23 protein-coding genes and 1 tRNA gene are annotated in these 22,051 nt (G+C 59.0%); 15 read left to right on the top strand and 9 right to left on the bottom strand.

Features of this window, described 5'->3' with window-relative positions; translation table 11 throughout:
- Nucleotides 1-12: 12 nt before the first annotated feature.
- Together ACPYOI_RS07455 and ACPYOI_RS07450 are read right to left on the bottom strand one after the other, a co-directional pair.
- Nucleotides 13-1,656, bottom strand: a complete 1,644-nt coding sequence (locus ACPYOI_RS07455) for an ABC transporter substrate-binding protein (RefSeq protein WP_481418150.1) — start codon at nt 1,654-1,656, stop codon at nt 13-15.
- A gap of 45 nt (nt 1,657-1,701) precedes the next feature.
- Nucleotides 1,702-2,760, bottom strand: coding sequence for a dipeptidase (locus ACPYOI_RS07450; RefSeq protein WP_481418149.1), 1,059 nt, complete (start codon nt 2,758-2,760; stop codon nt 1,702-1,704).
- Nucleotides 2,761-3,037: 277 nt separating this feature from the next.
- On the opposite strand from ACPYOI_RS07450, the gene ACPYOI_RS07445 reads away from it, so the two are divergent.
- Complete coding sequence (locus tag ACPYOI_RS07445) at nt 3,038-3,541, top strand: DUF1993 domain-containing protein (protein WP_481418148.1); 504 nt, start codon at nt 3,038-3,040, stop codon at nt 3,539-3,541.
- A gap of 5 nt (nt 3,542-3,546) precedes the next feature.
- On the opposite strand, the gene ACPYOI_RS07440 is transcribed toward ACPYOI_RS07445, so the two are convergent.
- The 3 genes from ACPYOI_RS07440 to rfbC all read right to left on the bottom strand — a co-directional run bounded on the left by ACPYOI_RS07440 (nt 3,547) and on the right by rfbC (nt 6,834).
- A complete protein-coding gene (locus ACPYOI_RS07440; RefSeq protein ID WP_481418147.1) occupies nt 3,547-5,064 on the bottom strand; it encodes an alkaline phosphatase family protein in 1,518 nt (505 codons plus the stop codon).
- Between the two features lie 12 nt (nt 5,065-5,076).
- Nucleotides 5,077-6,060: a UDP-glucose 4-epimerase GalE gene (gene galE / locus ACPYOI_RS07435; protein WP_481418146.1), complete on the bottom strand. Its 984-nt coding sequence runs from the start codon at nt 6,058-6,060 to the stop codon at nt 5,077-5,079.
- Nucleotides 6,061-6,270: 210 nt separating this feature from the next.
- Nucleotides 6,271-6,834 carry a dTDP-4-dehydrorhamnose 3,5-epimerase gene (gene rfbC / locus ACPYOI_RS07430; protein WP_481418145.1) on the bottom strand — a complete coding sequence of 188 codons (564 nt, stop codon included), beginning with the start codon at nt 6,832-6,834 and terminating at the stop codon, nt 6,271-6,273.
- Between the two features lie 703 nt (nt 6,835-7,537).
- Here rfbC and ACPYOI_RS07425 point away from each other — a divergent pair.
- Complete coding sequence (locus ACPYOI_RS07425) at nt 7,538-8,635, top strand: DUF937 domain-containing protein (RefSeq protein ID WP_481418144.1); 1,098 nt, start codon at nt 7,538-7,540, stop codon at nt 8,633-8,635.
- 92 nt (nt 8,636-8,727) lie between these two features.
- Nucleotides 8,728-9,237: a hypothetical protein gene (locus ACPYOI_RS07420; protein ID WP_481418143.1), complete on the top strand. Its 510-nt coding sequence runs from the start codon at nt 8,728-8,730 to the stop codon at nt 9,235-9,237.
- Nucleotides 9,238-9,484: 247 nt separating this feature from the next.
- Here ACPYOI_RS07420 and ACPYOI_RS07415 read toward each other — a convergent pair.
- Nucleotides 9,485-9,574 (bottom strand) — tRNA-Ser (locus tag ACPYOI_RS07415).
- Nucleotides 9,575-9,877: 303 nt separating this feature from the next.
- Between ACPYOI_RS07415 and rplU the strand changes: the two genes are divergently transcribed.
- The 4 genes from rplU (at nt 9,878) to ACPYOI_RS07395 (ending at nt 11,866) form a co-directional block, all read left to right on the top strand.
- Complete coding sequence (gene rplU, locus ACPYOI_RS07410) at nt 9,878-10,195, top strand: 50S ribosomal protein L21 (RefSeq protein ID WP_481418142.1); 318 nt, start codon at nt 9,878-9,880, stop codon at nt 10,193-10,195.
- A gap of 36 nt (nt 10,196-10,231) precedes the next feature.
- Entirely contained in the window at nt 10,232-10,501 is a 270-nt protein-coding gene (gene rpmA / locus ACPYOI_RS07405) for a 50S ribosomal protein L27 (RefSeq protein WP_022717527.1), read from the top strand.
- Between the two features lie 124 nt (nt 10,502-10,625).
- Complete coding sequence (locus ACPYOI_RS07400; RefSeq protein ID WP_481418141.1) at nt 10,626-11,282, top strand: GNAT family N-acetyltransferase; 657 nt, start codon at nt 10,626-10,628, stop codon at nt 11,280-11,282.
- Nucleotides 11,279-11,866: a GNAT family N-acetyltransferase gene (locus tag ACPYOI_RS07395; protein WP_481418140.1), complete on the top strand. Its 588-nt coding sequence runs from the start codon at nt 11,279-11,281 to the stop codon at nt 11,864-11,866. Before ACPYOI_RS07400 ends, ACPYOI_RS07395 begins: the two co-directional genes overlap by 4 nt.
- Nucleotides 11,867-11,905: 39 nt before the next feature.
- On the opposite strand, the gene ACPYOI_RS07390 is transcribed toward ACPYOI_RS07395, so the two are convergent.
- Complete coding sequence (locus tag ACPYOI_RS07390; RefSeq protein ID WP_481418139.1) at nt 11,906-12,769, bottom strand: endonuclease/exonuclease/phosphatase family protein; 864 nt, start codon at nt 12,767-12,769, stop codon at nt 11,906-11,908.
- Nucleotides 12,770-12,853: 84 nt separating this feature from the next.
- Between ACPYOI_RS07390 and obgE the strand changes: the two genes are divergently transcribed.
- From obgE to ACPYOI_RS07370, 4 genes are read left to right on the top strand one after another with little or no spacing between them, the layout of a single operon-like run.
- A complete protein-coding gene (gene obgE / locus ACPYOI_RS07385; protein ID WP_481418138.1) occupies nt 12,854-13,933 on the top strand; it encodes a GTPase ObgE in 1,080 nt (359 codons plus the stop codon).
- Complete coding sequence (proB, locus tag ACPYOI_RS07380) at nt 13,920-15,089, top strand: glutamate 5-kinase (protein ID WP_481418137.1); 1,170 nt, start codon at nt 13,920-13,922, stop codon at nt 15,087-15,089. Before obgE ends, proB begins: the two co-directional genes overlap by 14 nt.
- A complete protein-coding gene (locus ACPYOI_RS07375) occupies nt 15,082-16,365 on the top strand; it encodes a glutamate-5-semialdehyde dehydrogenase (protein WP_481418136.1) in 1,284 nt (427 codons plus the stop codon). The genes proB and ACPYOI_RS07375 overlap by 8 nt, the downstream gene beginning before the upstream one ends.
- On the top strand, nt 16,340-16,987 hold the full coding sequence (locus ACPYOI_RS07370; protein ID WP_481418135.1) for a nicotinate-nucleotide adenylyltransferase: 648 nt from the start codon (nt 16,340-16,342) through the stop codon (nt 16,985-16,987). Before ACPYOI_RS07375 ends, ACPYOI_RS07370 begins: the two co-directional genes overlap by 26 nt.
- Nucleotides 16,988-17,239: 252 nt before the next feature.
- Here the strand turns inward: ACPYOI_RS07370 and ACPYOI_RS07365 are convergent, their stop codons facing one another.
- Nucleotides 17,240-18,025, bottom strand: coding sequence for a class I SAM-dependent methyltransferase (locus tag ACPYOI_RS07365; protein WP_481418134.1), 786 nt, complete (start codon nt 18,023-18,025; stop codon nt 17,240-17,242).
- Nucleotides 18,026-18,316: 291 nt separating this feature from the next.
- Between ACPYOI_RS07365 and modA the strand changes: the two genes are divergently transcribed.
- From modA to modC, 3 genes are all read left to right on the top strand, one after another.
- Nucleotides 18,317-19,111: a molybdate ABC transporter substrate-binding protein gene (gene modA, locus ACPYOI_RS07360; protein WP_481418133.1), complete on the top strand. Its 795-nt coding sequence runs from the start codon at nt 18,317-18,319 to the stop codon at nt 19,109-19,111.
- Nucleotides 19,112-19,182: 71 nt separating this feature from the next.
- On the top strand, nt 19,183-19,884 hold the full coding sequence (modB, locus tag ACPYOI_RS07355) for a molybdate ABC transporter permease subunit (protein ID WP_481418132.1): 702 nt from the start codon (nt 19,183-19,185) through the stop codon (nt 19,882-19,884).
- Nucleotides 19,881-20,948 (top strand): molybdenum ABC transporter ATP-binding protein, encoded by a 1,068-nt coding sequence (modC, locus tag ACPYOI_RS07350; RefSeq protein ID WP_481418131.1) that lies wholly within the window; start codon nt 19,881-19,883, stop codon nt 20,946-20,948. The genes modB and modC overlap by 4 nt, the downstream gene beginning before the upstream one ends.
- On the opposite strand, the gene ACPYOI_RS07345 is transcribed toward modC, so the two are convergent.
- Nucleotides 20,939-21,325: a winged helix-turn-helix domain-containing protein gene (locus ACPYOI_RS07345; RefSeq protein WP_481418130.1), complete on the bottom strand. Its 387-nt coding sequence runs from the start codon at nt 21,323-21,325 to the stop codon at nt 20,939-20,941. The two genes, modC and ACPYOI_RS07345, sit on opposite strands and share 10 nt — an antisense overlap.
- A gap of 201 nt (nt 21,326-21,526) precedes the next feature.
- Here ACPYOI_RS07345 and rsfS point away from each other — a divergent pair, with 201 nt between their 5' ends.
- The gene (gene rsfS, locus ACPYOI_RS07340; RefSeq protein ID WP_168831818.1) at nt 21,527-21,967 is read left to right on the top strand and encodes a ribosome silencing factor; all 441 of its coding nucleotides are present in this window, start codon (nt 21,527-21,529) and stop codon (nt 21,965-21,967) included.
- The last annotated feature ends 84 nt before the right edge of the window (nt 21,968-22,051 follow it).

The raw sequence follows: 22,051 nt of genomic DNA, 5'->3' as shown, positions 1-22,051 counted from the left end.
AATCCTACCGGATTATTCCTTGGCGATCGGGCCGACGTAGTTGGTGTCGAAGCTCGGACCCAGCTTGAAGTCCTTCAGGTTCTTGCGGTAGCCGGCCACTTCGATCTGCTGGAAGATAAAGACGAAGGGGCTGTTTTCCAGGTACTTCTTCTCGATGTCCTGGTACATGGCAGCACGCTTCGCACTGTCGCGCTCGAGCAGAGCAGCCTTGGCTTCCTTGTCGAGTTCCGGCGCTTCAAAGGTATTGCGCCATGCGAGCGTCTTGTTGGTGCCGGCGTCCGAATTGTCCGGGTTCGCCGTGAAGGTATCGGCATTCGAATTCGGATCAAAATAGTCCGAGCCCCACTGGCCGATATACATATCGTGCGTGCGGGCGCGAAACTTCGTGAGCGTCTGCTTGCCGTCGCCCGGAATGATTTCCAGCTTTACGCCGGCCTGTCCGAGGGTCTGCTGCATGGATTCGGCAATGCCGGTTACCGGCTGCGTGTTGCGAACATCCATAGTGACGGAGAAGCCATCCGGAAGACCGGCCTTCGCCAGCAGTTCCTTTGCCTTGGCGACGTCGAGCTTGAACGGATTTTCGTCAAGCGCACCGAGCTGGCCCTTCGGCAGGAAGGTCTGGTGGATTTCGCCGATGCCTTTGATGAGGGTCGAGCCGATGGCGTCATAATCGACGAGATATTTGAAGGCCTGCTGCACTTCCGGCTTCTTCAGGTTCTCGTTCTTCAGGTTGAGGCTGACGTAGTAGATCGTGCTCTTTGGCGCGCTTGTGGTCGCCAGATCGCCGTTCTTCGAGACGGCGTCGAAGTCGCCCGGCTCAAGGTTGCGGGCGATGTCGATGTCGCCGGCCTCGAGCGCCAGGCGCTGCGCCGAGCTTTCCTTCATGTAGCGATAGATGACACGATTCGGCTTCGGCTTGTCGCCATAGTAATTGTCGTTGCGCTCCAGCACCACGACCTCGTTGGCACGCCATTCGCGGAGCTTGTAGGCACCAGAGCCGGCATAGCCGGTCTTCAGCCATTCATTGCCGAAGTCGTTGTCGTACTTGTGATCGGCATCGACGGTGACGGACTTCACGTGATCCATGACGAGCTTCTTGTCGACGACGGAGGCAACCGTTGCCGTCAGGCAGTTCAGCACGAAGCTCGGTGCATAGGGCTTGTCAACGTTGAAGACGAAGGTGTTTTCATCCGCCGCCTTCGCCTTCTCGGTGACGTTGTCTCCCGTCAAGCCGAATTGCGTGAGAATGAAGGCCGGGCTCTTGTCCAGCTTGACAGCACGCTCGAAGGACCAGGCAACATCCTCGGCCGTGATTGGGTTGCCGGAAGCGAACTTCAAACCGGGCTTCAGCTTGAACGTGTAGGTGAGACCATCGTCGGAGACGCTCCAGCTCTCGGCGAGATCGCCGACGACCTTCGACGTGTCTTTCATGTCGAGGCGGACGAGAAGACTATAGGTGTTGCTCGTCATTTCGGCCGTCGAAATCTCGAAAGCCTCGCCTGGATCCATGGTGATGATGTCGTCAAAGGCGAAGCCTTCGACGACGGTGTCCTTTGGCGTCTCCGCGAAGGCAGCGGGCGCCGTCAGCATGAGAAGCGAAAGCGCTGCCCCCGCGGAAAGAGCACGAAAGTTGCGGCTGAGTTTGGTAATCATCATCGGTCTGTTCCCCTGTTCTTGATTGATTATAAAGCAGTATTTGGCTCAGGCGTTCTTCTCTTTCCACGCCGAAGCCAGGATCCGAAGCCAGTTCTCGCTGGCGAGCTTTCTTAGATTTTCCTCACCATATCCAACGTCCCGGAGAGCAGCAATCAGCCTCTGGTTGCCAGCCGAATCGCCGATTTCATCCGGAATGGTGGCGCCGTCGAAGTCGGAGCCGAGCGCAACGCAATCGATCCCGACTCGATCGACGAGATAGTCGATATGGCGGATCATATCGGAGAGCGGCGTCTCAGCGTCCGAGCGGCCATCGGCCCTCAACATTGCCGTCGCGTAATTGAGACCGACGAGACCGTTGCTCTCTCTGATTGCATCCAACTGCTTGTCGGTCAGATTGCGCGCGACCGGCGTCAGGGCGTGCGCATTCGAATGCGTGGTGACGAGCGGCTGATCCGTCGTCCTCGCAACGTCCCAGAAGCCCTTCTCGGTAATGTGGGATAGATCGATCATGATGCCGAGGCGGTTGCATTCGCGCACGAGATCAAAACCGGCACCTGTCAGCCCTGGCGCCGTATCCGGCGACATCGGAAAGGCGAAGGGCACGCCATGTCCGAAAATATTGTGCCGGCTCCAGACCGGTCCGAGCGACCGCAGCCCCGCCGCATAAAACACTTCGAGGGCCGCAAGATCAGGCCCGATTGCCTCGCAGCCTTCCATATGCATGACGGCCGCAAAAACACCGCTCTCCATGGCGCTGCGAATGTCCTTGACTGTCCGGCATAGCCGCCATGCGCCCGCCTTGTCGAGGCGGAGCGCGATCGCCGCCATCTCGGTCGCAATGCCCAGCGACGGCAGACGGTCGAGGGGCGCGGCCATCGGCGTCATATAGTGCCCGTTCTGATCCGGATCGGCGAAGACAAGATCGCCCGAGGGCACATAGATGGCGCAGAGGCCGCCTGCAAGGCCGCCCTGCCTGGCGCGAGGTCCGTCGATATGGCCCGATGTCGTCCCGTTCAGAAATTCGGCGATTGGGTCGCCGCCATCCCTTTCATGTGTCCAAAGCCTGAGGAGAACGTCATTGTGGCCATCGAATACGAACTGCATCTGTCTTCCTGCTCTGCCCTTCCGGGCAAATAACAAGCGGGCAGAATAGAAAAGCTGGCGGAATTAGCCAGCCCCCTCTTTGAAAATTATTTGATGGATAAAAGACTTGGGCTGATGGCGAAAAACCGGGCACTGAAGACGCGCTCTCGCTGATTTGCGGGCACCGTCGAGCTCCGCAGGAATTTGAATGAGCGCGGCCGTCGAGCCGATGAAATCGTCATAACGAACGCCTAAATGCCCACTGCAACCGCAAATCACTTTGCCTTAGGAGAGATCTATGTCCATGTACCGCCTCACCGTTCCTGTCTTTCAGCGCGGGCTTGCCACGCTGAGAAACTACCTCGACAAGACCGAAACCTATGCAAAAGACAAGGGGATCGATCCGAACGAACTTGTCGGTGCCAGATTGGCACCCGATATGCTGCCGCTATCTGGCCAATATCAGCGCGCGACCGACAGTGCCAAGCTTGCGGTCGCCCGCCTGACCAAGACCGACGCTCCGAAATTTGAAGACAACGAAACGACGATCGCCGAGCTTCGCGAACGCCTTGATAAGACCGAAGCCTACCTCGCTTCTCTTGCGCCTGAAGCGCTCGACGGCACCGAAGCGAACGAAGTGACGATTGCCCCCGGCGGCAACAAGATCACCTTCCGCGGCGATGAATACGTCACGACCTTTGCGCTGCCGAACTTCTATTTTCACGTGGCAATGGCACATGCCATCCTGCGCAATCAAGGCGTGCCGGTCGGCAAGATGGATTATCTTGGCCGCCTCTCGTAATCTTATCAGGGCCGGCGCGTAACCGGCCCTTTTTCCGTCAGCTCCGTATAGGCAAGCGTCTGATCAAGATGCCGTGCCCGAAGCGCAAGCAGCTTCTCGGCATAGTCCAGGCGGGTTGCCATATAGCCGGGATCGCAAGCGAGATTGTTGAGCTCCATCGGATCGGCCGCAAGATCGAAGAGCAAAGGCGGCAAGCCGGTGAAATGCACATATTTGAAGTTCTGATCGCGGATGACCGCAAGATTGCACTGGTTCGACTTCAGGCCGAAATGTCTCTCGGCTTCCCGCTGAGCGATGTCGCGGAAATCGAACTCCCAGAACGCCGCATCCCGCCATTCATCGGCATCGCCGCGGGAGATGAACGGCCGCAATGAGCGGCCGTCGAGATCGTTTTCCGCCTCAACCGCCAAGCTGTCGCAAAGCGTTGGAAAGATATCCGCAGCACTCGTGAAGCGCTCGACAACGTGGCCTTTGAACGGCGCCTTGGGATCGCGGATCACCAGCGGAATGTGATAGCTGCCATCGAAAAAACCGCCTTTGCCGAGCGTCCAGTGATCGCCCATCATCTCGGCATGATCGGAGGTGAAGATGATGATCGTATCGTCCCAGGCACGGTGATCCTTCAGCGCCTGCCAAATGTGGCCGAGCTGCGCATCCACCTCGGCGATCATCCCGTAGTAGATCGCCCTGATCGCGGCGAAGTCCTCCGCCCGCCAGTCGCTGACCTGGCCTTCGGCGCCATGAATAAAGCTGCCCTTGCCGTTCTTCGGCATCGCATAGGCGAGATAAGGGTGCAGCGCCTGTTCCGCCTCATGGCTCGTTGCCCGCGAAAATTGCGGCCCGTCGCCGGGATTGAACATGGTGGCGTAGGGCTCGGGCACCGAAAATGGCGGATGCGGCCGCAGGAAGGAGACATGGGCGAACCATGGCGCATCCTGTTCGCCCAGCCAGCGTATGAATTCACCGGTCAAGAACGCGGTCTGCGTTTCATCCCTGGAATAGACGGTCGTCTCCGCCGAAATCTCACCAGGTGCTGCACCTGCCGGGACATGGATATCCCGGCTGATCGCGTTGGCGTGCCCGCGCGTCCTGAGCCACGAAAGCCACTGCTTCTCATGCTCAGGCAGGAGCTGGCGCGCCGTGAATCCCGGCAACAGGCCTTCATAGGTCGTCAGATGCGGGTCGTTTCTATCCAGCCCGCGCGGATCGGGCGCGGTATCCGTGTAGCCGAACAAGGTCGGATCGTAGCCGGCGCGTCGTGCCGCGAGCGCCAGGTTGTCGAAGCGGCGGTCAAGCGGTGAACCGTTCCGGCAAACGCGGTGGTTCATCTGGTAAAGGCCGGTGTAAAGCGTCGCCCGCGCCGGCGAGCAGGGTGCCGCACCAGCAAAATGATTGCGAAAAAGCACGCCCTCTTTTGCCAGCGCATCGACATTCGGCGTTCTGACACAGGCATGGCCAGCCACCGAAAGGCAATCACCGCGCCATTGGTCCGCGGTGATCAGAAGAACATTCGGCCGCTTCATGAATTGCCGGCCTCAGTGCTGATTGGATCTGGAATGCCAGTTCCATGCCGACTGGATGATCTGGGAGAGATCATATTGCGGTACCCAGCCAAGCACATCGCGAGCCTTGTCGTTATTGGCGACCAGCGTGTGCGAATCGCCTTCCCGGCGCCCGATATATTCAACCGGGAAAGGCCGCTGCGATACATCCTCGATCGCGCCGAGGAGTTCCTTGACGGTCGTCCCCGTTCCTGTTCCCAGGTTCAGCGCAACGGACTCTCCGCCTTTCAGCAAATATTCGACCGCCCGCACATGGGCATCGGCCAGATCGAGCACGTGGATATAGTCGCGCACGCAGGTGCCGTCGCGCGTCTCATAGTCGCTGCCGAAAACCTTGAAGCCCTGCCGGCGGCCGAGCGCCGCATCGATCGCGAGCGGAATGGCGTGCGTTTCCGGCTGATGCCATTCTCCGATACGGCCCTCGAAATCCGCGCCTGCCGCATTGAAGTAGCGCAGAATCACGGAACGCAGATTTTTATACTGATCGTAATCGGCCAAAGCCTGCTCGACGATATATTTGGTCCGTCCGTAAGGATTGATCGGCACCTGCCGGTGCGTCTCATCGAGCGGCACGCTCTGAGGGAGCCCGTATGTCGCGCACGTCGACGAGAAGACAAAAGCGTTGATGCCCGCCGCCTGTGCGGCCGAAAGCAAGGTCAGCGTGCCGATGACATTATTCTCGTAGAAGGAGACCGGGTCCTTTACCGACTCGCCGACCTCGATCAACGCCGCAAAATGCAAGATCGCCGAGGGCTTATGCTTTGCGAGCACTTCGTCCAACCGGGCGCGATCACGAATGTCGCCCTCCTCGGCTAGTCCCCACTTTACGAATTCGCGATGACCGTTCGAGAAATTGTCGAAGACGACGGGTTTGTATCCCTTGTTTGCCAGATCGAGGCACGTATGAGAGCCGATATAGCCGGCACCGCCGACCACGAGAACAGTTTCACCTGCCATATATCACCTTTGCTTCCACAGCGGATGTGAGAAGACTTAGAGGAGATGGACGGCAAGAAAAAGAACGAATCTGCCCGGCATGCTGCGGCGCACCATCGGAAGGGCGCCAAACCTTTGGACTACCGGACTAAACAGCAGGCAATTTTTTTGGCCGAGAGCCAGTCGATAAGTCCTAGTAAGCCCAATCAGCATGCGAAAGCGTCCGACAGGCTAGATGCCGCGCAGGCTCTCGACACCGTGAAAACCTTCATCGAAGTTGGGCCAATTGGAGTCTTTTTCCGAGATCAGCGCCCCCTTAACCGGCCAAGCGATATCAAACTTGGGATCGTTCCACCGCACACCGCGCTCCGCCTTCGGATCGTAGAACCCGCTGGCAAGGTACAGCGTCTCGGTATTAGGCCTGAGCGTCACAAATCCATGCGCAAAGCCACGAGGCACATAATATGCGAGCCGGTTCTCACCCGTCAGCTCAACTCCATGCCACCGGAGATATGTCGGGGAATCGGGCCGGAGATCGACGATGCAGTCCCATAGCGCCCCGGAGAGGCACCGGACGATCTTCACTTCCGGCGATGGAGGGAGCTGGTAGTGCAGCCCACGGAGGGTGCCGGCTTCGGCGTTGAACGAATTGTTGACTTGTACAAAGCGGCTTTCCAGCCCCGCATCACCCATCTCCCGCTCGCAGAATACGCGCTGAAACCATCCGCGTTCGTCCCCACGCGGCTCCGGTTCGATGACGTAGACCCCGTGCAAAGGCGTTTCGTGAAACTTCATGCTGCTCCCCCATATCCCCTGGCTCCGCCATCACGACGATAGAACATTGACGCTACGAAATCCCTTTCGAAGGCAATTATAAGCAATCGTCATTTGCTCGCCTCCCTTCTGATTTCAGTATTCCATCAAGGATCAATGCCAAAAGCTGGGAAATTACCTGTGCGTGATCCTTGGTGCCTAAAGTAACTCTAAACAGAACCAGGCATAAAGACCAGAGCCACGTAGCGTTAATTTAGGCAATGTATTTTTGTATTAGAGTTACGCGTGGAATTTCTTCTTGAATAAGGAAGTTTTATAACAAAATCCGGTGTGAATTACAGAATACGATCTATGTAACTTATAATATTAGTCGCCTCCCAACGCTAAACTTATACCATCAAAGACATTCGCCAATGTGATCTCCAATCGATATTGAAGATCACGCGTAGGATGCCTCTAGAGAGGAGCCAAGGATTACTCCACACCTGATCAAAGGCCATCACAATCTTTCGAAGAATAGACTCGTCTCTCTAGCGAAATACAGCATTAGATGCTAATATTACGCCGCCTGCGTTGCCTCCTTCATACTTTCATCCGGCAGGAAATATGTCCGGCATAAAAGATAATACCCTCCGTTCGAGGCAGGAGGATTTAGTCAAGTGCCGGATTCGAGCGAAATTTCCGTTTAAGCTGTTTCTGATCCGAAGCTGCGGAGGAAAGTTCAATGGCCAGCAATCTTGTTTCATCCATCATGCAACTGCTGACGCCGGATTTGATCGGTCGCCTGGCGGGCGCGCTTGGCCTCGACGCCGCCAAGACACAGCGTGCGATAGCGGCTGCGGTGCCTGCGCTGCTGGCCGGTCTTGGCGGCATTGCGGCGCAATCTGGCGGAGCACAGAAAATCGCCGACGCTGCGAGACAGCAGGGTGGCGCACTCGGCAACCTTGCCGGAATGCTCACGCCGAATGGCCAGACGTCCCTTGGCCAGACCGGTTCGCAAATCCTGTCATCGTTGTTCGGAGCTGGCGACAGCGGAGCATTGGCGAACGCGGTCGGCAGCTACGCTGGCCTTGACAAGAACGCGAGCAGTTCCCTTCTGGGCATGCTGGCCCCGATTGTCATGGGCGGCGTTGCCCAGCAAGGCGGCAACGATCTCAGCGCCAACGGCGTTGCCAGTCTTCTCGCCAGTCAAGAGGACAACATTGTCTCCGCCTTGCCTTCAGGTGTCAGCGATATGCTTGGCGGCACCGGCCTTTTGAGTGCGCTCGGTGGTTCCATGCGAACGGCGACAGCGGCGACAGGTCAGGCAGCTGGCCGAGCGGCGGCAACTGCATCGTCTGTGAGCAATGTCAGCCAGCGCACCGCGTCAGCGTCCGCACCCCGTCGCTGGCTTTATTGGCTCATTGCGGCGCTCGTAATCTTGGCAGCGCTCTATTATATCTTCGCAAGGCCAATCGAACAGACCGTCCCGCAAAGTGCGGTCCCGACGCCGAACCTGACCGTTGGCGATATCGATGTGGGCAAACAGCTCACGGATACCCTTACAAATCTGCAAGCCGCAGTCACCGGCATCACCGATGCGCCATCGGCGCAGGCAGCCCTCCCCAAGCTGCAGGCAGCCGAAGGCGAAATTGACAAGGTCGCGGCGACGATCGGACAACTTTCGGCAGAGCAAAAGACCGCACTTGCGGGCATGCTCAAGCCAATGATGTCGACACTTAACGGGCTATTCGACAAGATCCTGGCCATCCCCGGCGTATCCGACGTTCTAAAGCCCACAGTCGATTCGCTAAGGGCAAAACTTGCGACCCTGCCCGCTTGACGGCGGGTGAAATCGATCGCCGGCCACACGGCCGGCGTTCGAAATCAGCTCGCTTCCCCCAGCTGAACAGCAAGAAAAGAGGATCGGAGACGATGGCTGACAAATCAACATTCACGCCCGACGAATGGAAGTTGCTGCTGCAAAGCGTGATGGTGGCAGGCATTGCCGTCACCGCCGCCGAGCCAAGTGGACTTTGGGGCATGCTGAAAGAAGGAATGGCCAGCGCACGCGCGCTGCTGCAGGCCAAGACCGATCCCGGAGCGAACTCGCTCGTCTCCGCACTCGTCAGCGACTTCGAGACTTCGGAAGGAATAATTGCCGCGCGGGAAGGCCTTCAGGAAAAGCTCAAGGGCTCTAAGCCGGATGAAATCAAGACCAAATGCCTTGCCGTGTTGCGGCAGACCAGCGATATTGTCGCATCCAAGGCGCCAGAGGCCGCCACTGCGCTCAAGACCTGGCTCTACCGGATTAGCGAGAGCGTTGCCGAAGCCGCAAAGGAAGGCGGCTTCCTTGGTTTTGGCGGCGTAAAAGTGAGCGATGCCGAAAAAGCCACGCTTGCCGAGATTTCGGCAGCGCTGAAACTTGACCAAAGCTCAACCTGATCCGTGCGCATCGTAACTGGACAGGATTGCCTTGCCCCTAGCGCCGCAGCTTCGAGGTTGCGGCGTTGGAGGAGTTACGAGCCCCGAACACCGCAATGAAAAATAATCGGTCCTGAATATAGCAATCTGGCCCCGAACGGGAGCGCCGTCAGCGTGGCTCCGTGATTGTCGTGATCGTGCCCCTATACAGTTCCACATTCAGAACCCTAGGGAAATATGGCTATTTATCTGATATCAATAGAGTTTCTGGCGGAGAGGGGGGGATTCGAACCCCCGATAGGCTTGCACCTATGCCGCATTTCGAGTGCGGTGCATTCAACCACTCTGCCACCTCTCCGCGGTCGTTGGTTGGCGCTTGTTCGGCGCGGGGTGTCTCATAGCGATCAAAAGGAAGGCTGGCAAGACGAAACTGCAGAGCTTTTCATCCTTTTGCCTTGACACGTTTTTGACAGTCGCGTATCCCGCTCACGCAATAGGCGTGGAAAAGTCCGTGCCTTGGCCGCCTCGCGCCCGCGCGGGGTTTCACCGGCAGACAGAGTTCCGGGCATCGCCCTGAAATCCCTGCTTAAGTCAGACTGATAAAAAGACGGCCACCTGCGCTTTGCGGGGAGAGCCGGATCGAACATGAAAGGATCAAACAATGTTCGCAGTCATCAAGACCGGCGGTAAGCAGTACCGTGTGGCAGCCAACGACGTGCTGACCATCGAGAAGCTTGAAGCCACCGCTGGCGACTCCATTGAATTCACCGAAGTCCTCGTAATCGGCGAAGGCGCCGATGCAGCGATCGGGGCTCCCTTCGTCAAGGGCGCATCGGTAAAGGCCGAAGTGGTCGAGCAGAACCGTGGCAAGAAGGTCATCGCCTTCAAGAAGCGCCGCCGTCAGAACTCGAAGCGCTCGCGCGGCCATCGCCAGCATCACACGGTTGTCCGCATCACGGACATCCTGGCAGCCAAGTAATCGATCTCGGGACTCAAGGTTTAAAGGAGAACTCCAATGGCACACAAAAAAGCTGGCGGTTCGTCGCGCAACGGTCGTGATTCCGAATCCAAGCGCCTTGGCGTGAAGAAGTTCGGCGGCGAAGCCGTCATCGCAGGCAACATCATCGTGCGTCAGCGCGGTACGCAGTGGCATCCGGGCGCCAACGTCGGCCTCGGCAAGGACCACACCATTTTTGCGCTTACGGCAGGCAATGTGGACTACCGAACGAAGGCCAATGGTCGCGTGTACGTGTCTGTAATGCCGAAAGCGGAAGCAGCGGAATAAGCCGGTAGCGCTCTAAAACAGCCGGCGTCTCATCGACCCGGCTGACCGCACCAGGTTCAGTCCAGAAAGCAGGGGAGATGGGGCGCCATCTCCCCTTTTTCTTTGTCCATAAGGAGGACTGAACATGCAAGGCGAACTGATAAGGGTAGACCAATCCCGGTCACCCCGGGAAGACCAGAGGTCTCCCAAGGAGCGGCTGAGGCCGGAGCGGTTAAGGACCGATTGCCCTGTCTTGTTATCGGAAAGGCTCGTCATGCGCGCGCCCCACGAAGAAGACATCGACGCCCTTTCCCATCTCGCCAACAACGCCAAAGTCGCCACAATGGTATCGCGTATGCCGCACCCATATACTGCCAATGATGCTGCCGACTTCGTGCGTCGGACGAAGAATGGCGAGATTGGTAAGTGCGTCTACGCCATCACCAAGGCCGAGAACGGCGCCTTCATGGGGTGCTGCGGGGTCGAGCCGCATGCCGACGGGCGCACCGTCGAGATCGGCTACTGGCTGGGCGAGCCCTATTGGGGCCAGGGCTATACGACCGAAGCGTGCCACGCACTGGTCGACATGGTCTTCCGTACCCGCGAAAACGTCGATCAGATCGACGCTCGTTGCCGGGTGACCAACGTCGCATCCCGCCGCGTCATCCAGAAGTGCGGTTTCCAGTTCCAGGGTTCGGGACTTGCCGCCTCGCTGGCGCTTGGCAGCAACGTGCCGGTCGAATGGTACCGGCTCGACCGGAAGACCTGGATGTCGCTGAGAAGCTGGGGGAGCCTGTCATGAGCGCCCCCACCTTGCAGCGTCTGAAGCCCCAAGCAATGACGCCCGGCCCCGTGCCGGTCGTCACCACGGCCCGGCTGACGCTTCGCCCGCATCGGCTGAGCGATGCGAACGCGATCGCGGAATCGCTTTCCGATTTCGCGATCACCCGCATGCTTGCCCGCGTGCCCGCTCCGTATGACCGGCAGGATGCGCTGGACTGGCTCGTCCCGGTAACGTCCGGCGCGCTGACGGACTGGCACCTGGCGATCACCAGCGGTGAAGATGCCCATATCGGTGTCGTCTCGCTGGAACTCCGCCACGGCCGCTGGCACCTTGGCTATTGGCTCAATCGCTACTTCTGGCGGCAGGGCTATATGGGCGAGGCCGTTGCGGCGGTGCTCGAGCGCTTTTCCCGGCGCATGCCGGAAACAGCGGTTCATTCGGGCGTGTTCGCGGACAATCCAGCCTCGCTGAGACTGCAGGAAAAGCTTGGCTTCCGGATGAGCGGGTGCAGCGAGATCTACAGCTTTGCGCGCAACACCATGGTGTCACATATCGAGACCGTGCTTCAGCCCGGCGCGCTGCAGATCACGAAGGCTGCTTGAACAGACACGAAGCGCCGCAGCCCTGCTGCGGCGTCTCCCCTACCCGCCGATCTCGACCCAGAGCGGAAAATGATCGGAACCCACCGACTGCGTATCCACATAGGCTGATTTCAGTCTTCTCTGCAGGCCGCAACTGACGAAACAGTAATCGAGATGCATGCGTTTGTTGTGATCCTTCGGGTCCATCCAGCTATAGCTCCTGGGCGGATAGGCCTCCAGCGCCGCCAGTGCGTCGACTGGTGTGCCGATCCTCGGAACCCGGCCAAAAGACTTGTCCGCAGTACCGGCAAGCGAACAGTATTCCGGCGATTCCGGCACCATATTGAAGTCGCCCATGACGACGTAATCTTCGGGCAGCGGCAGTTCTGCCATTCCGAACTCGCCAGCACCCGTCAAGGATCCGCCCTCGAACGGAAACGCGTTGATCCGCTCGTTCAAAAAGGCGAGTTGACGGATGCGCTCGTCTGCCGAGACGTGATCGAGGTGAACGGAATAGACGCGGAGCGCGCCGTCCGGCGTATCAATGACGGCCTCAGTCGCCCCGCGCTGCAGGTTGAGCTTCGTGACGGTGCGGCCGCGCGGCAGAAGCAGGGTACGCGTCGAAAGGACCGGCCAGCGGGAGAGGATCATGTTGCCGAACTGGAAGCGGGTCCCGCGCGGCGGGAAGCCGTCCTCGCCGGTATCGACATGGACGTCGCAGGGCGCTCCATAGACCCAGAAATGGTTGGGAAAAAGAGCCGCGAGATCGTCCACCATGTCGGCAAAATCGTTCTCGGAGAAACCTCTGGTCACCTCCTGAAGGGCGATGATATCCGCGGCCTCGATGCTCCTGGCGATACGGTTGAGATCATAGATCCCGTCAAGACCGAAGCCGTACTGTATGTTATAGCTCGCAAACTTCACGATAATCTTTGACCTCGGCTTGAACCGCCTATATCGAAAGCGGCAGGATGGGGCGCGTACAGAACCACCGGTGATGGAAGTAAAATGAAATTTCTCGACGAAGCAAAGGTCTATATCCGGTCTGGTGACGGCGGCGCGGGCAGCGTTTCGTTCCGGCGCGAGAAATTCATCGAGTTCGGCGGACCGGATGGCGGCGACGGCGGACGCGGCGGCGACGTCTGGGTCGAAGCCGTCAACGGCCTCAACACGCTCATCGACTTCCGCTACCAGCAGCATTTCAAGGCCAAGATCGGCATGCACGGTATGGGTAAAAACCGTACCGGCGCGAACGGCGACGACGTGACGCTCAAAGTCCCCGTCGGGACGCAGATCCTGGAAGAGGACCAGGAAACACTGATCTGCGATCTTACCGAAGAGGGTCAGCGCTTCCGGCTTGCCGCCGGCGGCAACGGCGGCTTCGGGAATGCGCATTTCAAGTCCTCGGTCAATCAGGCGCCGGATTGGGCGAATCCCGGCCTGGCCGGCGAAGAAAAGACGATCTGGCTGCATCTGAAGCTGATTGCCGACGCCGGTCTCGTCGGCTTGCCGAACGCGGGCAAATCGACTTTCCTTGCCGCCGTGACGCGCGCGCGGCCGAAAATCGCCAACTATCCCTTCACGACCCTGCACCCGAACCTCGGCGTCGCCACCATCGACGGCCAGGAATTCATCCTCGCGGACATTCCGGGTCTGATCGAAGGCGCGCATGAAGGGGTCGGCATCGGCGACCGGTTCCTCGGCCACGTCGAGCGGACTCGCGTGCTGCTGCACCTGGTTTCGGCTCAGGAAGAAAAGGTCGGCAAGGCCTATACGACTGTGAAGAACGAGCTTGAGGCTTATGGCAATGAACTTACCGACAAGGCGGAAATCGTAGCGCTCTCGCAAATCGACGTGCTCGACGACGCAACGCTGAAGAAGAAGACCAAGGAGCTTGCCAAGGCTTGCGGCAAGACGCCGTTCCAGATTTCTGCCGCGACCGGCCAGGGCATGACTGAGGTTCTGCGAGCGCTGCGCGACATCATCGTTGAAGCAAACGCGGGCGGCGAAAAGCCCGCCAAGGCGCCGAAGCTGCGGCACCGCGACATGGCGTCGGCTGACGAGGAACGGACGGATGACGACACGTAAGCCGCTCGATCGATATCGCCGCATCGTCATCAAAATCGGCTCAGCGCTCCTGGTTGACCGCAAGACCGGCCTCAGGAAGGCGTGGCTGGATGCCATGTGCGCCGATATCGCCGCACTGAAGGCGAAAGGTGCCGATGTCCTCGTCGTCTCCTCCGGCGCCATTGCGCTCGGCCGCTCGGTTCTCGATCTACCCTCCGGGGCACTGAAACTCGAGGAGAGCCAGGCGGCTGCGGCCGTCGGACAGATTTCTCTCGCTCGCGCCTGGTCGGAAAGCCTGTCGCGCGACGAGATCGTTGCAGGGCAGATTCTGCTTACGCTTGGAGACACGGAAGAACGCCGCCGCTATCTCAATGCGCGCGCGACGATCAACCAGCTGCTGAAGATCGGCGCCGTGCCGATCATCAATGAGAACGACACGGTCGCGACCAGCGAAATCCGCTACGGCGACAATGATCGCCTCGCAGCCCGTGTCGCGACGATGACGGGTGCTGATCTGCTGATCCTGCTGTCGGATATCGACGGCCTCTACACCGCTCCTCCACATCTCGATCCCGATGCCAGATTCCTGGAGACAATCGCCGAGATCACGCCCGAAATCGAGGCCATGGCAGGCGGAGCCGCCTCCGAGCTGTCACGCGGAGGCATGCGCACCAAGATCGACGCCGGCAAGATCGCGACGGCTTCCGGCTGCGCGATGATCATCGCTTCCGGCAAGACGGATAGCCCGCTCTCGGCTATGGCGAATGGTGCGCGCTCCTCGTGGTTCGCGCCGTCCGGTACGCCCGTTACCGCGCGCAAGACCTGGATTGCGGGCCAGCTGCAGCCGGCTGGTGAACTGCACATCGACGATGGTGCAGTAACGGCGCTGGGCGCAGGCAAGAGTCTGCTTCCGGCTGGCGTCCGCAAGGTAATTGGCGTTTTTAGCCGCGGCGACACGGTAGCCATCATTGGCCCCTCCGGCCGCGAGATCGCCCGCGGCCTTGCCGGTTACGACGCGGACGAAGCCCGCCAGATCGTTGGCCGCAAATCGGCGGAAATCGAGGCGATCCTCGGTTATGCAGGCCGTGCCGCGATGATCCATCGCGACGATATGGTCATGACATCACAGGTAAATCCGAAATCGGAAAGGCAGAAGAAGGACGCGAGCTATGCTTGATACCGTTGTGCAAAGCCCTGACATTGACGCGCTGATGAATGACATCGGCCGCAAGGCCAAGGCTGCGGCACGACCGTTGGGCTTTGCGTCCACCGAAGCTAAGGACAAGGCGCTGATCGCCATGGCCGATGCGATCATTGCCCGCAAGGCTCATATCCTTGCCGAAAACGCCAAGGATCTGCAGGACGTCGCGGGCTCCGACATGCTTGCCTCCTTCGTCGACCGTCTGACGCTCGATGACAAGCGCATCGCCGAGATGGCCGACGGCATTCGAGCGATCGCCGCGTTGAAGGATCCCATCGGAGAGGTCATCAGTGCTTGGGAGCGGCCCAACGGGTTGAGGATTGAACGCGTTCGCACGCCGCTTGGCGTCATCGGAGTGATCTTTGAGAGCCGGCCGAATGTGACGGCGGATGCCGGTGCGCTTTGCCTGAAAGCCGGCAATGCCGTCATCCTGCGTTGCGGCTCGGATTCTCGCCGTTCATCGCAGGCGATCCACGACTGCCTGGTTGAGGGGCTGAGAACTGCAGGCCTTCCCGAACATGCCATCCAGCTCGTTCCGGTTTCGGATCGCGCGGCCGTCGGCGCCATGCTGCGGGGCCTTGAGGGAGCAATCGACGTCATCGTGCCGCGCGGCGGCAAGAGCCTCGTCGCTCGGGTTCAGAACGAGGCCCGCGTTCCGGTTTTCGCCCATCTCGAAGGCCTCTGCCACATCTATGTCGATGCCTCGGCCGACATCGAAATGGCAAAAGCGATCGTCGTCAACGCCAAGATGCGCCGCACGGGTATCTGCGGTGCCGTTGAAAGCCTGCTTGTCGACGGCGCGGCAATCGGCACTCATCTGACGCCCCTTCTTGAAGGACTGGCCGATGCCGGCTGTGAAATCCGCGCTTCCGCGACCGTGCTGAAAGTCGCCCCCGGCATGAAGCCGGCCACGGAAGAGGACTGGTCGACGGAATACCTCGATGCGGTCATTTCCGTTGCCGTCGTGGACGGCATTTCCGGTGCCATCGACCACATCCAGAAATATTCGTCGAACCATACGGAAGCGGTGATTGCGGAAGATCCGGCCGTCGTCGAGCGTTTCTTCACCGAGATCGATTCTGCCATCCTGCTGCACAACGCCTCGACGCAATTTGCCGATGGCGGGGAATTTGGCATGGGAGCGGAAATCGGTATCGCAACGGGCAAGATGCACGCCCGCGGTCCAGTCGGCGTCGAACAGCTCACCTCATTCAAGTACCGTGTACATGGCACCGGACAAACGCGACCCTGACGTGACGACTGACGGTATGGACCGACGGTATCTTCGCATGCCGCATGTCGAGCGCGGCATGGTTGTCGGTCTTTTCGGCGGATCCTTCAATCCGCCGCACGAGGGGCATGCGCTGGTCGCCGAGATTGCCATAAGGCGCCTCGGCCTCGACCAGCTCTGGTGGATGGTAACACCCGGCAACCCACTGAAGAATCGCAACCATCTTGCGCCGCTTTCCGAGCGGATCACGCTCAGCGAAGCGATCGCAACCGACCCGCATATCAAGGTGACCGCGTTCGAACAGTCGCTGGGCGTCAGCTACACGGCCAATACGCTCGCCAAGGTAAAGGCCCGCAATCCGCACGTCCATTTCATCTGGATCATGGGCGCCGACAGTCTGCAGAGCTTCCACAAATGGCAAAAGTGGCAGGACATCGCGCGCACCTTCCCGATCGCCGTCATCGATCGGCCTGGCTCGACGCTTTCCTATCTCTCCTCGAAATTGGCGAAGACCTTCGCTTTCGCGCGTATCGACGAGGATGATGCCCGTGCACTGTGGAAGAAGCCGGCACCCGCCTGGACTTTCATCCACGGGCCGCGCTCAACACTGAGTTCGACCGCCCTTCGCAAAGTCGCTGAGTAAGGCGCAAATGAAAAGCCCGACGGGGGAGGAGATCCGTCGGGCTTATAAACTTGATCGACAACTGGGAGGAGGAGTGTTGCCGATCTCTATCTAACGGCTTTGGGAGGAGGAGATCGCCGTTTCGATAAGTATGTTTTATCATGATCTCGCGAGACTGGAAGCCTGTATATTGCATTGCAGCAATGCAGGAACCGCAAGGCTCTTCCCTATTTGCATTGATCCTGTGCCGCTTTTTGCGGCATAGGCTAGGGCTCAGCGATAAACGCGCTCGGAAAATGCGCTCATGCCCGAGCGAACCATCAACTCGTAGACCATGCGTCTGCTGATCGGGTTGTGCAGCCTTGCAACCCTAGAGCCGAGAAATTCCGTCTCAACATGGTCGAAAGCCGTCAGGTCCGGCGCGTCGGCGATCATGCCATAGTAAAACTCATGGAATTCCCGCCGGCAGACGTATGTTTTGTATTTCGTCATGCAGAAGGCGGAGAACTCGGATCCTCGCTCTCGCAGAAAGTCTGCGACGCCAACCGTCACTTCGGGCCAGGCGGGGTTGAACGTATCGTCGAATGCGATGACCCCATGCTTCGCCAGCGAATCCATCGCGAGCCGGCTGTCGGCCGCGAGATGCTGCAACATATGTCCGCCGTCGATACTGAAGAAGCGTACTTCGCCAATCTTCTCCCTGATCTCACTCGCGGTCAGCTTAGTGCTATCGCCTTTGACAATCAGGTTCTCGTCGACCTCGAGCCCCAACCGCCGGCCATTCTCCAGAAACCGGCTGTATTGGGGTGACACGCCGTCACTGGTCTTGCCGATGTCGAACAGGTCGATTGCAAGTAGTTTTGCGTCAGGGCCGCAGATCTTCCTGAAGAGGTAGTAGGAGCGCCCATAAAAGACGCCGATTTCGGCAATTCCCCCGCCAAGTGCCCTGGCCTGTTGGCCTTGCAACAACGAAAGAAACACGAGTGCGTCTGGCGGATCGATGTATCCTTCGACCGTTTGCAAGTCATGAAAGATGAATTTCCGCGTCGCCGAATTCATGAAATCGTTGATCCTCGTTTCTTACCATTCAGTTTGCCGGGCGGCCAAAGAGGCGCAGAGTAGATAAACTATTTTTGGCAAATTCAAGCCATTTGATCACGGATTTTACTTTAAATTTACCGTTATTTTCTCAATTTACGCGCGAATATCCCGGCAATGTTGTACAAAATTGCCGATATTCACACAGTATAATTTATAGAAAACTCGCTATACATTCGCCAACTATCCCTCTAGCCATCCCGGCGATATCGATATATTCCTACGGATATTTCGACCTGGAGGTTCCCAAACATGCCTACTTTTCGCCAATGGATAAAAAGCTCGATCGGCATCATTTCTGCAGTCTGGATCGCCGCCGCTGGCCTCGCGCCGGACTCCGCGAGCGCCGCCGACAAAGTGACCGTCTTCGCGGCAGCGAGCCTCAAGGATGCGCTCGACGCCGCGAACGCGGCTTGGGCAAAGAAAAGCGGCAAGGAAGCCGTCGCCTCCTATGCCGCCAGCGGGGCGCTTGCCAAGCAGATCGAAAATGCTGCGCCGGCCGACGTCTTCATCTCCGCCGACCTGAATTGGATGGACTACGTCGCCGGAAAGAAGCTCATCAAGGAAGACACCCGTTCCAATCTCCTGGGCAACCGCCTCGTTCTTGTCGCAGCCAAGGACAATGCCAAGCCGGTCGACATCAAGCAGGGCTTCGATCTCTCAGGTCTGATCGGCGACGGCAGGCTTGCCATGGGCGAACCCAAATCTGTCCCGGCCGGCAAGTATGGCCAGACGGCGCTCGACAAGCTCGGCATCTGGAAGTCGGTCGAACCGAAGGCAGCCTATGCCGAGAGCGTTCGCGCAGCGCTGGCGCTCGTTTCTCGCGGCGAAGCCCCTTACGGCATCGTCTATCAAACGGATGCGGCCGCCGATAAAGGTGTGGCGATTGTCGGCATCTTCCCCGCCGATTCCCATCCGCCGATCATCTATCCGATCGCGCTGCTTGCCGAGAGCACGAACCCGGATGCATCTGCCTATCTCGACTTCCTGAAGTCGGACAAAGCAGCTCCGTTCTTCACCCAGCAGGGCTTTACTGTTCTGAAGTGATTGCGGTTTCGGGCGCCCCGACATAGCGTCAAGGCTTGCTTCGGCAAGCCTTCTTTCTTTGGAGACACTGCTTGGACCTGCTCGGCCTCAGCGATGAAGAATGGACCGCAGTGTTTCTCAGCCTGCGCGTGTCGGTTGTTGCCATGCTGGCGAGCCTACCCTTCGGCATCCTCGTCGCACTCCTGCTGGCGCGCGGCCGCTTCTATGGCAAATCTGTCCTCAATGGCGTGATCCATCTGCCCCTCATCCTTCCGCCCGTCGTTACTGGTTTCATTCTGTTGATCCTTTTCGGTCGGCGCGGACCAATCGGCAGCCTGCTGGATCAATACTTCGGGATCGTCTTTTCCTTCCGCTGGACCGGTGCGGCGCTTGCCTGCGCCGTCATGGGGTTCCCGCTGATGGTGCGAAGCATCCGGCTTTCGATCGAGGCGATTGACCGCAAGGTGGAGGAAGCGGCGGGAACGCTGGGAGCAAGCCCGCTCTGGGTGTTCCTCACGGTCACCCTGCCGCTGACGCTGCCCGGGATCATCGTCGGGATGATCCTGTCCTTCGCCAAGGCTATGGGTGAATTCGGCGCGACCATCACCTTTGTCTCGAACATCCCAGGTGAGACGCAGACGCTGTCTACGGCGATTTATACGTTTACGCAGATTCCCGGCGGCGACGCTGGCGCCATGCGTCTCACCGTCGTTGCGATCGTCGTCTCCATGGCCGCGCTGCTGGCCTCGGAGTTCATGGCTCATCTCGCAGGCCGGAGGGTCGATCCGGAATGACGCTGACGATCGAAACCAAACACCGATTCGGCGCCTTCACCCTTGATGCAGCCTTCACCTCGAAAGCCGGCGTGACCGCGCTTTTCGGCCGATCCGGCTCTGGCAAGACCTCGATGATCCGCATCATCGCCGGTCTTGTTCGGCCGGATGAGGGCCTTGTCGTTTTGGACGGCGAGCCGTTGACCGACACCGCGAAAGGCATCTTTGTCCCCCGCCATCGCCGCAGGTTCGGCTATGTTTTCCAGGACGGGCGGCTCTTTCCACACCTGAACGTTCGAAACAATCTTTCCTACGGAAGCTGGTTCGCGGCGAAGGCTCCAGGCGCCGGCAGCTTTGATCGCATCGTCGATCTGCTCGGCATCGAAAGCCTTCTTGACCGGCGCCCTTCCACGCTCTCAGGTGGCGAAAAGCAGCGTGTCGCGATCGGCCGCGCGCTGCTTTCCTCCCCTCGCCTGTTGCTGATGGACGAACCGCTGGCGGCACTCGACGAAATTCGCAAGGCGGAGATCCTGCCCTATCTCGAACGCCTGAGGGACGAGACCGAGATCCCGATCGTCTATGTGAGCCACTCGATCGCCGAGGTGGCCCGCCTTGCAAACCAGGTCGTGGTGATGCGCGACGGCAGGGTCGAGACCGCAGGCAATGCGACGGACGTGATGAGCCGGCCTTCGGCGGCAGAAGACCCGCGCGACGCAGGTGCCCTTCTCGAAGGCATTGTCGAAAAGCTTGATGAAAAGCATCGCCTTGCAACGCTCGTATTAAAGACATCGCGCCTTTATGTTCCTGCCGCTGGCGTGTCGCAGGGCAAACGCGTCCGCGTGCACATCCCTTCCCGTGAGGTCATGCTGGCGACCACGAGGCCTGAGGGTTTGAGCGCCCTGAATATCATAGAGGGAAGCGTACGGAAGATGTCGCCGGAGGACGACGGAACGGTCGAAGTCGAGATCGATTGCGGCGGCGATATCATCCTGTCGCGGATCACGGCGCTATCCGCCGAGAGGCTTGACCTTGCATCCGGCAAGCCAGTCTTTGCCGTCGTCAAATCAGTCGCGCTTCAGCCTTGATTGTTGCTCGGCGCGTCGACCGATCGGCGGTTGCTTTCGAGCCAGGCGAGATCGCTCGCCAGGCTAGCCCGCACTGTCGCTTCCATGCGCCGGAAACGTGAGAGCAGTTCCTCGCCAAAGGGCGTCAGGGCCGCACCGCCGCCCTTTTGTCCGCCGCGTTGGGATTCGACCACCGGTTCGCTGAACATTCGGTTCATGTCGCTGACCAGAATCCAGGCGCGACGGTAGGACATATCCATCGCCCTGCCCGCCGCCGAAATCGAGCCCGTTTCGCGGATATGCTCCAGAAGCTCCATCTTGCCGCGGCCCAGCCGATCTTCCTGCGGAAAGCTGATGCGGAGGATGGGAACGATTTGATGTTTGGCGGTAGTGTCCATGCAGTTCTACAATTCCCGAAAATCGCCAATACTTTACGCTTGGCCGACCGCGCTGTACACAACCCCTCCTCCATCGTGGTGAGACAAATTTTTTGGGCGAACTTAAGCTTCGCTGAATGAAACGGAGCGCGTGTCTTGAAAGATTAATGGTTTGATGCCTATCTTAACTCATGATTTGGTTCGTCCAAATCAGTGATGTGCATGTTCTGTTATTCCAAGAAAGGAAAAGCACTGACAACAGTACAAGCCAAGGGAAGAGCGCTCGCCGTTGTCCCGAAGAGCCCGGAAAGTGGCGCCGATGCCGCCGCCCGCGCCCTGCAAGCCGTCCTCACGAGCCTTGAGGACTCTAAAGCAGAAGATATCGTTACCATCGACATTGCTGGGAAATCTGCGCTGGGCGACTACATGGTCGTCGTCTCCGGCCGATCGAACCGCCATGTCCTGGCGATCTCGGATCACCTCCTCACCGACCTGAAGGACGAAGGCTTCGGAACAGCCCGTGTCGAAGGTCAGGAAGGTGGCGATTGGATTTTGATCGACACCGGCGATATTATTGTGCACGTTTTCCGCCCTGAAATCCGCGAGTTCTATAACATCGAAAAGATGTGGGCAGCTCCGGATATGGAAGAAACGCGGCACTGACAGGCCGTCCGGACCGTTTATCCGGCGCCTGAAACGAGGCACAGAATAGCCGGCAACATGAGGACCGGCACATCTTGGTATTGT

It is taken from the genome of Rhizobium sp. SVR5-2C (assembly GCF_056755115.1).
The sequence above is the reverse complement of the archived record's forward strand: the minus strand, read 5'-3'. Positions and strand labels throughout refer to the sequence as shown.

Excerpts from the sequence above, each read along its gene's own strand:
- galE (WP_481418146.1), bottom strand. The coding sequence starts at position 6,060 with ATGGCAGGTGAAACTGTTCTCGTGGTCGGCGGTGCCGGCTATATCGGC.
- ACPYOI_RS07450 (WP_481418149.1), bottom strand. The coding sequence starts at position 2,760 with ATGCAGTTCGTATTCGATGGCCACAATGACGTTCTCCTCAGGCTTTGG.
- ACPYOI_RS07455 (WP_481418150.1), bottom strand. The coding sequence starts at position 1,656 with ATGATGATTACCAAACTCAGCCGCAACTTTCGTGCTCTTTCCGCGGGG.
- ACPYOI_RS07445 (WP_481418148.1), top strand. The coding sequence starts at position 3,038 with ATGTCCATGTACCGCCTCACCGTTCCTGTCTTTCAGCGCGGGCTTGCC.
- ACPYOI_RS07365 (WP_481418134.1), bottom strand. The coding sequence starts at position 18,025 with ATGAATTCGGCGACGCGGAAATTCATCTTTCATGACTTGCAAACGGTC.
- ACPYOI_RS07440 (WP_481418147.1), bottom strand. The coding sequence starts at position 5,064 with ATGAAGCGGCCGAATGTTCTTCTGATCACCGCGGACCAATGGCGCGGT.
- rsfS (WP_168831818.1), top strand. The coding sequence starts at position 21,527 with ATGTTCTGTTATTCCAAGAAAGGAAAAGCACTGACAACAGTACAAGCC.
- modA (WP_481418133.1), top strand. The coding sequence starts at position 18,317 with ATGCCTACTTTTCGCCAATGGATAAAAAGCTCGATCGGCATCATTTCT.
- rpmA (WP_022717527.1), top strand. The coding sequence starts at position 10,232 with ATGGCACACAAAAAAGCTGGCGGTTCGTCGCGCAACGGTCGTGATTCC.
- ACPYOI_RS07420 (WP_481418143.1), top strand. The coding sequence starts at position 8,728 with ATGGCTGACAAATCAACATTCACGCCCGACGAATGGAAGTTGCTGCTG.
- proB (WP_481418137.1), top strand. The coding sequence starts at position 13,920 with ATGACGACACGTAAGCCGCTCGATCGATATCGCCGCATCGTCATCAAA.
- ACPYOI_RS07370 (WP_481418135.1), top strand. The coding sequence starts at position 16,340 with ATGGCACCGGACAAACGCGACCCTGACGTGACGACTGACGGTATGGAC.
- obgE (WP_481418138.1), top strand. The coding sequence starts at position 12,854 with ATGAAATTTCTCGACGAAGCAAAGGTCTATATCCGGTCTGGTGACGGC.
- ACPYOI_RS07425 (WP_481418144.1), top strand. The coding sequence starts at position 7,538 with ATGGCCAGCAATCTTGTTTCATCCATCATGCAACTGCTGACGCCGGAT.
- ACPYOI_RS07400 (WP_481418141.1), top strand. The coding sequence starts at position 10,626 with ATGCAAGGCGAACTGATAAGGGTAGACCAATCCCGGTCACCCCGGGAA.
- rplU (WP_481418142.1), top strand. The coding sequence starts at position 9,878 with ATGTTCGCAGTCATCAAGACCGGCGGTAAGCAGTACCGTGTGGCAGCC.
- modC (WP_481418131.1), top strand. The coding sequence starts at position 19,881 with ATGACGCTGACGATCGAAACCAAACACCGATTCGGCGCCTTCACCCTT.
- ACPYOI_RS07375 (WP_481418136.1), top strand. The coding sequence starts at position 15,082 with ATGCTTGATACCGTTGTGCAAAGCCCTGACATTGACGCGCTGATGAAT.
- ACPYOI_RS07395 (WP_481418140.1), top strand. The coding sequence starts at position 11,279 with ATGAGCGCCCCCACCTTGCAGCGTCTGAAGCCCCAAGCAATGACGCCC.
- ACPYOI_RS07345 (WP_481418130.1), bottom strand. The coding sequence starts at position 21,325 with ATGGACACTACCGCCAAACATCAAATCGTTCCCATCCTCCGCATCAGC.
- rfbC (WP_481418145.1), bottom strand. The coding sequence starts at position 6,834 with ATGAAGTTTCACGAAACGCCTTTGCACGGGGTCTACGTCATCGAACCG.